This is a genomic window from Aphanothece sacrum FPU1 (genome assembly GCF_003864295.1).
GTDB lineage: Bacteria > Cyanobacteriota > Cyanobacteriia > Cyanobacteriales > Microcystaceae > Aphanothece_B > Aphanothece_B sacrum.
The window spans coordinates 87276-99568 of record NZ_BDQK01000005.1; the positions used below are offsets into that span (position 1 = coordinate 87276).

Consider the following 12293-nt stretch of genomic DNA (forward strand, 5'->3'; position numbering starts at 1 on the left):
ATGGTATCCTGATTTTATTCTAATACAAAAATCTTAATCATGAATCTTCTAGAAATTATCAAAAAAGACTATCAAACATTCCCTTTAAACCCAACCTACTTAATTTATGCAGAAAATGTTTATTTTAAAGATCCCATGACTGAATTTACGGGAATTAAACGTTATCAAACCATGATTCAATTTATGTCTACTTGGTTCCAAAATATTGACTTAGAATTACATAATATCTATCAATCTGATAACATAATTCATACAGAATGGACACTCCATTGGACAACTCCCCTACCCTGGAAACCTCGTATTTCTATCCCAGGACGAAGCGAACTTACTATCAATGACCAAAACCTCATTATCTCCCATATTGACTACTGGAATTGTTCTAAGTGGGACGTGGTGAAACAACATTTTATCCTTCATAATAAAGATAAGTAATGTAAATTTTTCTGAAAAAATCATGCGTGTAATCCTCATGACTGGTAAAGGAGGGGTAGGTAAAACCTCTGTTGCTGCGGCCACTGGACTGCGGTGTGCGGAATTAGGGTACAAAACCCTAGTCTTAAGTACCGACCCGGCCCATTCCCTAGCCGATAGCTTTGATATAGAATTAGGTCATGATGCCCGTTTACTGCGTCCGAACCTTTGGGGGGCAGAATTAGACGCATTGATGGAATTAGAAGGAAATTGGGGGGCAGTCAAACGCTATATCACCCAGGTATTACAAGCTAGAGGTTTAGACGGGGTGCAAGCGGAAGAATTAGCCATTTTACCAGGAATGGATGAGATTTTTGGCTTAGTTCGCATGAAACGCCACTATGATGAGGGAGAATACGACGTTTTAATTATCGATTCTGCACCCACGGGAACCGCTTTACGTTTACTGAGTCTCCCTGAAGTGGGGGGCTGGTATATGAGAAGATTTTACAAACCGTTACAAGGTATGTCTGTTGCGTTGCGTCCCTTGGTAGAACCCTTTTTCCGACCGATCGCAGGATTTTCTTTACCGGATAAGGAGGTAATGGACGCACCCTATGAATTTTACGAGCAAATTGAGGCATTAGAGAAGGTTTTGACTGATAATAAGCAAACTTCCGTCCGTTTAGTCACTAACCCTGAAAAAATGGTGATTAAAGAATCTTTACGGGCCCATGCTTACTTAAGTTTGTACAATGTTTCTACTGATTTAGTAATCGCTAATCGTATTATTCCTGATACTGTGACTGATCCTTTCTTTAAAAAATGGAAAGAAAATCAACAGATTTATAAACAGGAAATTTACGATGATTTCCATCCTTTACCGGTCAAAGAAGTGCCATTATTTTCAGAAGAATTATGTGGTATGCCTGCTTTAGAAAGACTGAAAGATACTCTCTATAAAGATGAAGATCCTTCTAAAATTTATTATGAAGAAAACACCATTAGAATTGTTCAGAAAGAGAATGAATATAGCTTAGAGTTGTATTTACCAGGCATTCCTAAAGAACAAGTTCAACTCAATAAAACGGGAGACGAATTAAACATTAGAATTGGTAATCATCGTCGTAATTTAGTGTTACCTCAAGCTTTAGCTGCTTTGAAACCTTCGGGGGCAAAAATGGAGGAAGATTACCTAAAAATTCGCTTTAGTAGTAACGTTGAAACTAAAGTTTAACTTATGTAGGGGCATGGCGTTAACCAATTATTGACCCCATACAAAATTTCTAAATTGCCATGCCCTAATTAAATTCTCTGTACCATGCCTTACTTTAATTATCGATACAATAAACCAATTTAATTATTAATAATGGGTTTGGGCATGGCAATATAATTATTTCGGTTTCATCTTTAATCTAAGGATGCCATGCCCCTACAGATTAAACTAAGATAACCAACTTCAGAATTTTTGATGGTGAGAAAAGAGGTTATAGGTGCAAGTCTTTTCCATTATCTATATAATCTCATGTCAAGTCAAATTTGTCAAGGGGTTTTTCATCAATTTAGGACTTAGGTAAAAACGGGTTTTTTGGGATGACAATTATTACCGTAGGGGCATGGCGTTAACCAATTATTGACCCCATGGAAAATTTATAAATTGCCATGCCCTAATTAAATTCTCTGTACCATGCCTTACTTTAATTATCGATACAATAAACCAATTTAATTATTAATAATGGGTTTGGGCATGGCAATATAATTATTTTGGTTTCATCATTAAATTAATGATGCCATGCCCCTACAGACAAAATAATTTAAAAAGAATAAATTTTCCCATTTTCGACCTTCATAATTTGAGCAGCATCTAACCATTGAGAATCAAAAGAATGTAAATAAGTTGTTGTAATTAAAGTCTGAAATCGTCCTTTAATAACCTCTAATAATTGATTTTGTCGATTAGGGTCAAGTTCTGCCAAAACATCATCTAATAATAATAAAGGAGGTTCTCCGATCACATCTTCAATTAACTGTAATTCTGCCAATTTTAACGCCAAGACTAAAGTTCTTTGTTGTCCTTGAGAACCATAAGATTTAGCAGGAGTCTTATTAATATTAAACTCTACATCATCCCGATGAGGCCCTACAACCGTAGTACCTAATTGTTGTTCAACTATGCGACGTTGTTCAATCTTTTCTAGAAATGCTTGTTGAACCTCTATTATTTCATCACTATTGACAATAACATTAGGTAAATAGTTAATCTCTATAATTTCCGTACCTCCACTAATATTTGTATGCCAATTTTGTGCTAAAGGAGTTAATCTTTCAATAACTCTATTCCGTCTTCTTATGACCCGTGAACCAGTTTCTGCTAATTGTTTATCCCATAACTTTAATTGAGATATTTCAGGAGATAAATTAGGAGTTTTCTCTGGGACATGATTGTTTTTCCCCATAGCTTTTAATAAAGCATTACGTTGACGTAAAACCTGATAATATTCGTGCAAAATATGAGCATAAACTGGTTCTAATTGAACTAAAAGAGTATCCAACCAATTACGACGAATATCAGGAGAACCCCGCACTAAATCTAAATCTAAACAAGAAAATTCTACTGCATTTAAGTGGCCTAAAAAGTCTAAATGACGACGCAAATTTTCATGATTTAACATTAAACTACGTCGTCCAGGAGAACGTAAAGTAATCCCTAAATCAGACTTACCATAAGTCCGTTCAATGGTTGCTATAATTTGTCCCGTTGTTGACCCTTCTAAAATGAGATCATGATCGCGATTAGTGCGATGACTTTTGAGAGTTGCTAATAATTCTATAGCTTCAAGTAAATTTGATTTGCCTTGAGCATTATTCCCCAATAAAATTGTTTTTTTGGTTGAAAATTCAACCCATTGTTCTCGATAATTACGAAAAGCATATAGATGAATATTTTTGAGATACATTGTTAATTATTCTATTTGAAGGTAAAATTAAAAGGAAGACGGGAATAAATACCTTTAGGATCATTGAAAGTAGTTAATTCAGATAATTGAGTTTTAATCTTGATAAATTCTTGAGTTAATGGATCAATTGTAACCGAATTATTAACTTCATCATCAAGGGATTTTCTGAATAATAATTGAGTTAATCCCTGTGGAGTTGGATACTGTTGAAGTTCCCAATTGTTGCCTAAATTAGTTTGAGCAGATGTATATTTAATTGCTTCATTTAACCCCCCAATAGTATCAACTAAGCCAATATTTTTGGCATCTTCTCCTGACCAAACCCTACCTTGAGCAATAGCTGCTACTTTAGCTTTGGGTAAATGACGAGATTGAGAAACCTTGCTTAAAAATAGGTCATAAATTTGATTAACATAAGTTTGATAAATTGCTAATTCTTGTGCCGTTTTAGGACGGGTTGCTGTTCCTAAATCAGCTAGTTTGGCCGTTTTCACTGAATCCCAAGTAATGCCATTATTATTAGCAATTTCTTGGATATTAAATAACATTCCAAATACTCCAATTGATCCGGTTATGGTATTAGATTCAGCAAAAATATGTTGTCCTCCTGTTGCTATCCAATATCCCCCAGAAGCGGCAACATTACCCATAGAAATTATCACAGGTTTTTGATCACGAATTAGTTGAATTTCCCGTAAAATAATATCAGATGCTGTGGCACTTCCCCCAGGACTATTAATACGAATAACCACTGCTTTAACCTTTTCATCTTGTCGAATTCTTCGTAAAAGTCTAGTAAAACGACTTGCTCCCACTTCTTCTCTGGTTCCTTGGCCATCAACAATGGTTCCGTCTAAATAAACAACAGCAATTTTATTATTAGAGGATTTTTTCGGAACAGCTAATACAGAAACATCTGAATAATTAGCTAAAGAAATTTGAGAAAAAGAGTCTTCTTTACTATCTGTTAAATTTTTTAATTTAGTTAGGACTTGATCTCGATAAGCTACCTCATCTATTAATTTCATTTTTTGTGCTTCTTGGGCGTTTAAAAATCCTTTATTATCAGCAATTTCTTGTAAATTTTGAGGGGATAATTGACGACTTTTTCCCACTGTGGTTAAAAAATTTCCCCAAATATTATCAAATAAAACTTGTAATTGTTCACGATTTTCAGTGCTTAGATTTTCTCTAATAAAGGGTTCAACTGCTGATTTATAATTACCAACTCTGACGACTTGTACCCCAATACCATACTTTTCTAAGGCCTTTGTCCAAAATAAAGGTTGTGTTCCCAACCCATTCATTTCTATGGAACCCATGGGATTAAGAATTAACGTATCTGCAACAGAATTGAGATAATATTCTGGTTCACTGAAAGACTCATCATAAGCAATAATTTTTTTACCGGTTTTTTTGAATTTTGTTAAAGCTTCTCTAATTTCTGTTAAGGTAGCATAACCATTGACTCCACTGCCTTCACTTCCATCAATAAATATGCCAACAATACGATCATCTTGACTTGCTTTTTCAATATTTTGTATAACATTTCGCAGAGAAATAATAGATTTATCTTCATCTGATAAAATGTCTCTTAAAGTTATAGGAGGTTCTGTATCCTGAATTTGAATTGATAAGTCAAAAACAAGAATAGATTTGTCTTTAACGGTGGGACTGCGATCAACAGACGTGAAAGCCATTAACATAATGACCAGTCCACTAGCTCCTAGTGTAACAAACAAAAATAAACCCGTTAAGGTTCCAATTAAACTGGCCAAGGTTTGTTTAAAAAAATTCATATTTGACTTAACAATAGAGAGATTCTTTTATCTTAACTCTAATCCCACAGTTAAAGAGTTGAAAGTAGTGATCGTTTTCTTGAAACCCCATTATAATAATAAAGAAAAGCTAAAATTTGGAGGGTAAAACCTAATTTTGAACTAGGGGTTAATCTTTAATATTTCTTTGGGATTATTTGTGATTCATTTTCAAGAGTGTTAACTAATATAGGTACAGGATACGATAAAAACTTCTCTCATGCTCACACCTATCAAAAAGGTTATCTTATGAAAATTAATTGGCATATATCTCTGATTGTCTTAGGTATGCTCTTTCCAGCTACAATGGTTATAGCTCAAGATACATCCCCTTCTTGGGAAAAATTGGAACATCAAGTTGGAAAGTTAGATAATACCTCCTCAAATCTCACAGATATCAATTCTAAATTGTTTACTATACCCGAAGATTTGGACACAGGATGGATAGCTGAAAAACCTATAAAGACTGATGTCCAAGGATCACAATCTTCCAATTCTCAGACAATTTCTCCAGACAAAAAGACACCAGAAACTCAGGCAACTTCTACGGATAAACCTACTGCTATTAATAGTTGTCAGCAACCTTTTGAGCTTGGTGAAACAGAAAAACCCTCTCAACTTTCAGTAACACTTGTAGCAGAGAAAACTCAACCTGTTGCTACACCAACACGATTCACTCACCCAGCAAAAGAACCCTCTCCCTCTCAACCTGAAACGCAAGTTAGTCAAACTGTAGCACAAAAGCCACAAAAGCCACAAAAATCAGAATCTCCTGAAGAAATTACCCGATATTATACCCTTGCTAAAGCTGATCATTTACATCGTTGTGGTGATACTGCAATGGCAGAAAAGTTGTATCGAGAGGTGAAAAAACCCTTTACAACGGAAACACAAATTAATCGAGAAACCATTGGCCAACCAGTTTATGAACCTACCGAACTTGCACCGGGTGGAGGAGTTTATTGGAGATTGTATCAAGAAAGTTTGCAAGAAAATGCGGTTTATAAAAGTAAACGATTGACTGCTTTAAAACTATTAACAGAACAATATCCTGAATTTATTCCTGGACATATTCAATATGCGGAAGTTCTTAAAGTAGATAAACAACCTCAAGAGTCGTTAACCGTATTAGATAAAGCTTTTGGTTTGTACCCTAATGAAGTTCCTTTAGTCGAAGCTAAAATTAAGGCAGATCAAGATTCAGAAAATTGGTTAACAGCGTCTTTAACTGCTCGTCAATTTGCCTTATTTAACCCCGATCATTTCCGAGCAGCAGAATTTAAGAAAATCGCTGATGATGATTTAGCTCGTTATCAAAGTGACTTGCAAAACAAAATGGCTTGGAGTACGGTAGGAAATGTAGTTTTAGGTGGCGTTGGGGCCGCAGTAACAGGTAATGTTTTAGCTCCTCTTTCTTCACTGCAAACTGCTTTTTTACTCATGCAAGGAGAATCAGCTATGGGCAACAATTTTAGTAATGAATTAAAAGAAAAATTAACCATTGTTGATGATCCAGAAGTGGTTGCATATGTCAATGAAATTGGACAAAAATTAGCCTCGGTGGCCGGAAGAAATGAATTTAAATATGAATTCTTCATCGTCAAAGATGAGAGTCTAAATGCTTTTGCATTGCCTGGAGGTAAAGTATTTATTAATGCGGGAGCGATCGCTAAAACAAATTCAGAAGCTGAATTAGCTGGATTATTGGCCCACGAATTATCTCACGCGGTTTTATCTCATGGATTCCAACAGATGACTCAAGGGGGATTAACTAAGGGAATTGCCGAATTTATCCCCTATGCAGGAGGATTAGCGGGGAATTTACTCACCCTTAATTATAGTCGAGATATGGAAGAACAGGCTGATTTATTTGGTACCAGGTTATTGGTTGCAAGTGGATATGCGTCTGATGGGGTGCGTAATTTGATGGTGACAATGGAAAAAGAAAACAAAGATAACCCTCCAGCTTGGTTATCAACTCACCCAGAAACTAGCGATCGCGTTAAATATCTTGAGGAAATAATCGTCAAAAATAATTTCAATCGTTACACTTATGAAGGGGTAGAAAGACATCAAGAAATTCGGGAAAAAGTTGCTGAAATGTTAGCTGCTTACAAAGCGGAAAAAGAAGGCAAAAATCCAGAAAGTAAGACAGACAAAAAGAAACCTACTTCACCTCAAACTGAAGTGAAACCCGCAACTAATTAATTAATGTAGGGTGGGTATTACCCACCTTCTTCTTCTTCTGTTGGTAATAAAGGTTCAATAAATAGGGTCTAAACTTAAGTAGAATGGGCAAGGCACAGTATCAAAATTTTGTTAGAATGACCAAGGTTTCTAATGCCTTGCACCTACACAAACAAAACAGTATTTACCTTAGATTTAGCATAAATTAAAAAAAATGTGCTATAATCACAAAAAAATGTACATCGCATTGAGTCGTGCATATGAGCAATCAACCAGACCGCATTATCATCTTTGATACTACCCTACGAGATGGGGAACAGTCCCCTGGAGCTAGTCTAACGGTTGAAGAAAAACTTACCATTGCTCGCGCGCTCGCACGACTTGGAGTTGATATCATAGAAGCAGGATTTCCTTATTCAAGTCCTGGAGATTTTGAAGCTGTTCAGAAAATTGCTACTACTATCGGTACCCAAACAGGCCCCAGAATTTGTGGTTTGGCCAGAGCAACAAGGAATGACATCAAAGCTGCCGCAGAAGCCCTAAAACCTGCCTTTAAATCCCGGATACATACCTTTTTAGCTACCTCAGATATTCACCTCCAACACAAACTCAAAAAGACCAGACAAGAAGTCTTACAAATTGTGCCAGAAATGGTCGCTTATGCTAAATCTTTCGTGGAAGATGTAGAATTTTCCCCCGAAGATGCAGGCCGCAGTGATCCCGAATTTTTGTATCAAGTCCTAGAAAAAGCGATCGCGGCTGGAGCAACAACTGTTAATATACCTGATACAGTTGGTTATACCACCCCTGGAGAATTTGGAGCCTTAATTAAGGGAATTAAAGATAATGTCCCCAATATTGACCAAGCTATCATCTCAGTTCACGGTCACGATGATTTAGGCTTAGCTGTGGCTAATTTCCTCGAAGCCGTCAAAAATGGAGCCAGACAACTAGAATGTACCATTAATGGTATCGGAGAACGGGCCGGCAATGCTGCCCTAGAAGAATTAGTGATGGCTCTTCATGTGCGTCGTCAATATTTTAACCCCTTCTTGGGACGACCTGCCGAGTCAACAGAACCTCTGACCAATATTAACACCAAGGAAATCTACAAAACCTCCCGTCTGGTGTCTAATTTGACAGGAATGATGGTACAACCTAATAAGGCTATTGTAGGGGCGAATGCCTTTGCTCATGAATCAGGAATACACCAAGATGGGGTACTGAAAAATAAGTTAACCTATGAGATTATGGATGCAGAGTCCATCGGCTTAAACAATAATCTCATTGTCTTGGGTAAATTGTCGGGCCGCAATGCTTTTCGTAGTCGATTAAAAGAATTAGGCTTTGAATTGTCAGATACGGACTTAAATAACGCTTTTTTGCGGTTTAAAGACGTTGCTGACAAAAAGAAAGACATCACTGACTGGGACTTAGAAGCGATTGTTAACGATGAGATTCAAAAAGCACCAGAATTGTTCCGTTTAGAATTAGTTCAGGTGTCTTGTGGTGATCATGCTCGTCCCACTGCGACTGTTACCCTACGGACTCCCGACGGGCAAGAATTAACCGATGCGGCTATTGGTACAGGGCCCGTTGATGCTGTATATAAGGCGATCAATCGGGTGGTGAATGTTCCTAATGAGTTAATTGAATTTTCGGTTAATGCGGTAACTGCTGGTATTGATGCGATGGGAGAAGTAACCATTCGCTTGCGTCATGAAGACAGGATTTATTGGGGATATGCGGCTAATACGGATATTATTGTCGCATCGGCCTGTGCTTATATTAGCGCGTTAAATCGTCTTTATGGATCGATTCAAGAACGAGCAAGTACCTATCTTCCTGAAGTGGTTTTGACCTCTCAAGGCTAACATTTAGCCCTCTGATAATTTGCAGGGGGTCAACTATTTGTAGGGGTCAACTATTGGTAGGGGTCAACGGCCGTTGACCCCTACTTTTTTGGTCAATCTTAAGTTAAAATTAAGTTTTGTTACTTTTTTACTCGAACTCTTAATAGTGTTTCAATAAATCTGATGAAGTCTGACTTAAAAAGCGCATTTTGGTTATCCCTGGTAGGAACATTAAGTTTTTCTCTACCTCTCAATGCCAATTCTAATGGTAATCTAACCGTTGAAATTGTTGGTTTAGCCAATCGTAACGGACAAGTGTGTTTAAATTTATTTGCCAGTGGTCGGGGGTTTCCTGATAAAAGGGAAAATGCCGTCCAAGGTCAATGTATAAAAATCACAGATAGTCCCTTGCGCTTCACCTTTACTAACTTGCCGCCGAAAACCTATGCCGTCGCCGTTTTTTGGGATGATAACGGTGATCGTCAACTTAATCGCAATTTTTTAGGAATTCCTACCGAAAAATTTGGCTTCTCCAGTAACCCCGTTATTCGTGGCGGCCCCCCTAAATTTCAAGAATCTGCGGTAGTAGTGATTGGCCCTAATACTAATATTCAAATTCAATTACAGTCTGTAATTTAATCTCAAAAGAAGTTTGACAAGCTGTCTTTTGACGAGATCAGAGGTTATAGGGAAGATAAAGGATGGATTGAGAATTCCCTCAACAGGAGAACACTATGAAAAGACTATTATCCGCGATTTTACTCGTTGTTGCTTTCTTTTGTATCAGCTTTACTCCTCCGGCTTTAGCTGATGGAGGAACCATTTTTAGTGCTAAATGCGCCCAATGTCATTTGGGAGGGAAAAATTTAGTTAATCCCGCTAAAACCCTCTCAAAAGCCGATTTAGACAAGTATGGTTATGATCTTAAGGCTATTATCGGTCAAGTAACCAATGGCAAAGGAGCAATGCCAGCTTTTGGCAAACTCTTAAAACCAGAACAAATTGAAGAAGTAGCGGCTTATGTTTTAGCTCAAGCTGATAAAAGCTGGGCTAAATAATCTAGGTTCACCAAATGCTGACATCTTGAAAGATGCAGCTACCAAAACAAAGCCCGCCTTCGCGGGCTTATTTATTTGTAATTAATCTTCAACTTTTACACCACGCCAAAAAGCCACATAACCTTCAATTTCTTTGGCTTTTTCCTTAGCAGTCGGATAGTACCAAGCAGCATCTTTATTCACTTGTCCATCAACCTCAATGCTGTAGTAACTAGCTACACCTTTCCAAGAACAAGTAGTGTGAGTATCACTTTCTTGGAAATACTCTTTGTTAATGGAATCTGCCGGAAAATAGTGATTTCTTTCCACAATTACAGTATTGTCGCTTTGGGCTAAAACAGTCCCGTTCCAAATTGCTTTTGCCATAATCGCATTTTACCTAAAAAAACTTAACAATATTAATTTCTTCTCACAATTCTAAGCTATTTTGTGTAACAAATTGTAAAATGTGAAAAGTGAATTAAAAATAAGGTGTTAAATCTATGTTATTGCGGCCTGAACAACGGGAAAAACTAGATCCCAGCAATGATCAAGATTTTTATGCTTTTCCTCGTTTTGTCACTCATGTTGATGAAGGATTTATTGAACAATTAACTAATCTTTATCGAGAACGTCTACAAAAAAACACCCGTATATTAGACTTAATGAGTAGTTGGGTATCTCATCTTCCTGATGAGGTAAAATTTGCTCATGTGGAAGGCCATGGGATGAATCAAGAAGAGTTAGCCAAAAAACCCGCCCCTACCACTTCTGACTGCGAGCGAAGCGATAAAATGCTAGACTCGATCTTGCTTATTTGCTTAAGTTGTTGACCAATGAAAAAGCTTTCCCTGGGGCCACTCTTTAACCGCTTAGGAATTTGGTGTTTTCCCCTTGTTTCTGTTAGCGTCTTACCATTTATTTTGACCTATGGACAATTTTGGGACTCATCGGGAGACCAAGGGTCAAAAGCTCCTCCATTGCCTCCCTTAAGTCAACTTCCTTCGACTTCTGTTCCTCCTGTTCCCCTTAATGTTTCCTCTACCCTATTACAAAAACCTCGTCCTAAACTTCAAGATCCTCAACCATCTAAACTTCAAAATCATGAGGACTTAGCTCCCCAAAAAACGGCGGATAAACCCAAGAAAGCCCCTTTCACCGCAAAAACTTCATCAAAACCCTCTACTGTAGCTCCTAGCCGACCTAAACCCCTACAGAAGTCTATTTCACCCGCCCCTCCTAATTATCAACCCCCTCCCTTAGAAATTCGGGTCGCTATTTTACGAGATGAAGCAGTAACCACTATTGGTACTTCTGGACAAGCGATCATTACCGATAGAAATGGGAAACAGTTACAGGTGCTTTCAGGAAATCAAGGGTTATCAGTACAACCTAACGGTACATCCCTTTCTTTAGAAAATGCCTCTTTACCTGGAGTTGTCTGGATACAACCGACTCAAGGCAGTTTAGTCTATGTTGGCGATCGCTGGTATCGAGGGAAGATTTTATTGGTTTCTCAGGGTAATAGCCTATTAGCGGTTAATTATGTAGATTTAGAACATTATTTGTATAGTGTGGTGGGTAGTGAGATGCACGCTAATGCACCCACTGAAGCTCTCAAAGCTCAGGCGATCGCGGCTCGTTCTTATGCATTGGTTCACATGATCCGACCTGCAAGTTCTTGGTATGATTTAGGGAATACCCAACGTTGGCAAGTGTATAAAGGATTAAAAAGCGAATATAATACGGGTCATCATGCTGTTGGTGAAACGGCTGGACAAATCCTCAGTCATGGCGGTGGTGTGGTAGAATCCCTTTATGCTTCGACGGATGACATTGTGGCCAGCGCACATGGGGGCAGAGGTATGAGTCAAACGGGAGCTTATGAATTAGCCAAACAAGGCTATGATTATCAACAAATTCTCGATCACTATTATCCAGGGGTAGGACTCGCTAGATTGATTTTAAATTAATCATTTGAACTTCCGTAGGGGCGGGTTTGGCACCAAATTTCCCTATTATACAAGTATG

Annotated in this window: 10 protein-coding genes and 1 pseudogene; 8 read left to right on the forward strand and 3 right to left on the reverse strand. The window is 37.7% G+C overall.

Annotation, left to right across the window (positions count from 1 at the left end; translation table 11 throughout):
• The first annotated feature begins 39 nt into the window (after window positions 1-39).
• Both AsFPU1_RS06320 and AsFPU1_RS06325 read left to right on the forward strand, forming a co-directional pair.
• Entirely contained in the window at window positions 40-432 is a 393-nt protein-coding gene (locus AsFPU1_RS06320) for a C6orf136 family protein (protein WP_124973988.1), read from the forward strand.
• 22 nt (window positions 433-454) lie between these two features.
• On the forward strand, window positions 455-1648 hold the full coding sequence (locus AsFPU1_RS06325; RefSeq protein ID WP_124973990.1) for a TRC40/GET3/ArsA family transport-energizing ATPase: 1194 nt from the start codon (window positions 455-457) through the stop codon (window positions 1646-1648).
• A 577-nt stretch (window positions 1649-2225) separates the two neighbouring features.
• Here AsFPU1_RS06325 and recF read toward each other — a convergent pair.
• Window positions 2226-3368 (reverse strand): DNA replication/repair protein RecF, encoded by a 1143-nt coding sequence (gene recF / locus AsFPU1_RS06330; protein ID WP_125061066.1) that lies wholly within the window; start codon window positions 3366-3368, stop codon window positions 2226-2228.
• A gap of 11 nt (window positions 3369-3379) precedes the next feature.
• Window positions 3380-5167, reverse strand: a complete 1788-nt coding sequence (gene sppA, locus AsFPU1_RS06335) for a signal peptide peptidase SppA (RefSeq protein WP_125061067.1) — start codon at window positions 5165-5167, stop codon at window positions 3380-3382.
• Window positions 5168-5362: 195 nt separating this feature from the next.
• On the opposite strand from sppA, the gene AsFPU1_RS06340 reads away from it, so the two are divergent.
• The 4 genes from AsFPU1_RS06340 to AsFPU1_RS06355 all read left to right on the forward strand — a co-directional run bounded on the left by AsFPU1_RS06340 (window position 5363) and on the right by AsFPU1_RS06355 (window position 10283).
• Window positions 5363-7393, forward strand: coding sequence for a M48 family metallopeptidase (locus tag AsFPU1_RS06340; protein WP_227873603.1), 2031 nt, complete (start codon window positions 5363-5365; stop codon window positions 7391-7393).
• Window positions 7394-7632: 239 nt separating this feature from the next.
• Window positions 7633-9246: a 2-isopropylmalate synthase gene (locus AsFPU1_RS06345; protein WP_124976999.1), complete on the forward strand. Its 1614-nt coding sequence runs from the start codon at window positions 7633-7635 to the stop codon at window positions 9244-9246.
• Between the two features lie 162 nt (window positions 9247-9408).
• Window positions 9409-9864 (forward strand): DUF2141 domain-containing protein, encoded by a 456-nt coding sequence (locus tag AsFPU1_RS06350; RefSeq protein ID WP_124976997.1) that lies wholly within the window; start codon window positions 9409-9411, stop codon window positions 9862-9864.
• 95 nt (window positions 9865-9959) lie between these two features.
• Window positions 9960-10283, forward strand: coding sequence for a c-type cytochrome (locus AsFPU1_RS06355; protein ID WP_124976995.1), 324 nt, complete (start codon window positions 9960-9962; stop codon window positions 10281-10283).
• An 81-nt stretch (window positions 10284-10364) separates the two neighbouring features.
• On the opposite strand, the gene AsFPU1_RS06360 is transcribed toward AsFPU1_RS06355, so the two are convergent.
• The gene (locus AsFPU1_RS06360) at window positions 10365-10649 is read right to left on the reverse strand and encodes a DUF427 domain-containing protein (protein ID WP_124976993.1); all 285 of its coding nucleotides are present in this window, start codon (window positions 10647-10649) and stop codon (window positions 10365-10367) included.
• A 116-nt stretch (window positions 10650-10765) separates the two neighbouring features.
• Between AsFPU1_RS06360 and AsFPU1_RS06365 the strand changes: the two are divergent.
• Both AsFPU1_RS06365 and AsFPU1_RS06370 read left to right on the forward strand, forming a co-directional pair.
• Window positions 10766-11020, forward strand: a pseudogene (locus tag AsFPU1_RS06365) (SAM-dependent methyltransferase); the annotation flags it as partial.
• 78 nt (window positions 11021-11098) lie between these two features.
• Complete coding sequence (locus AsFPU1_RS06370; RefSeq protein ID WP_124976991.1) at window positions 11099-12235, forward strand: SpoIID/LytB domain-containing protein; 1137 nt, start codon at window positions 11099-11101, stop codon at window positions 12233-12235.
• Window positions 12236-12293 lie beyond the last annotated feature (58 nt).

Coding starts and splice junctions, on each gene's coding strand:
- AsFPU1_RS06320 (WP_124973988.1), top strand. CDS start 40: ATGAATCTTCTAGAAATTATCAAAAAAGACTATCAAACATTCCCTTTA.
- AsFPU1_RS06350 (WP_124976997.1), top strand. CDS start 9,409: ATGAAGTCTGACTTAAAAAGCGCATTTTGGTTATCCCTGGTAGGAACA.
- AsFPU1_RS06370 (WP_124976991.1), top strand. CDS start 11,099: ATGAAAAAGCTTTCCCTGGGGCCACTCTTTAACCGCTTAGGAATTTGG.
- AsFPU1_RS06325 (WP_124973990.1), top strand. CDS start 455: ATGCGTGTAATCCTCATGACTGGTAAAGGAGGGGTAGGTAAAACCTCT.
- AsFPU1_RS06355 (WP_124976995.1), top strand. CDS start 9,960: ATGAAAAGACTATTATCCGCGATTTTACTCGTTGTTGCTTTCTTTTGT.
- recF (WP_125061066.1), bottom strand. CDS start 3,368: ATGTATCTCAAAAATATTCATCTATATGCTTTTCGTAATTATCGAGAA.
- sppA (WP_125061067.1), bottom strand. CDS start 5,167: ATGAATTTTTTTAAACAAACCTTGGCCAGTTTAATTGGAACCTTAACG.
- AsFPU1_RS06360 (WP_124976993.1), bottom strand. CDS start 10,649: ATGGCAAAAGCAATTTGGAACGGGACTGTTTTAGCCCAAAGCGACAAT.
- AsFPU1_RS06345 (WP_124976999.1), top strand. CDS start 7,633: ATGAGCAATCAACCAGACCGCATTATCATCTTTGATACTACCCTACGA.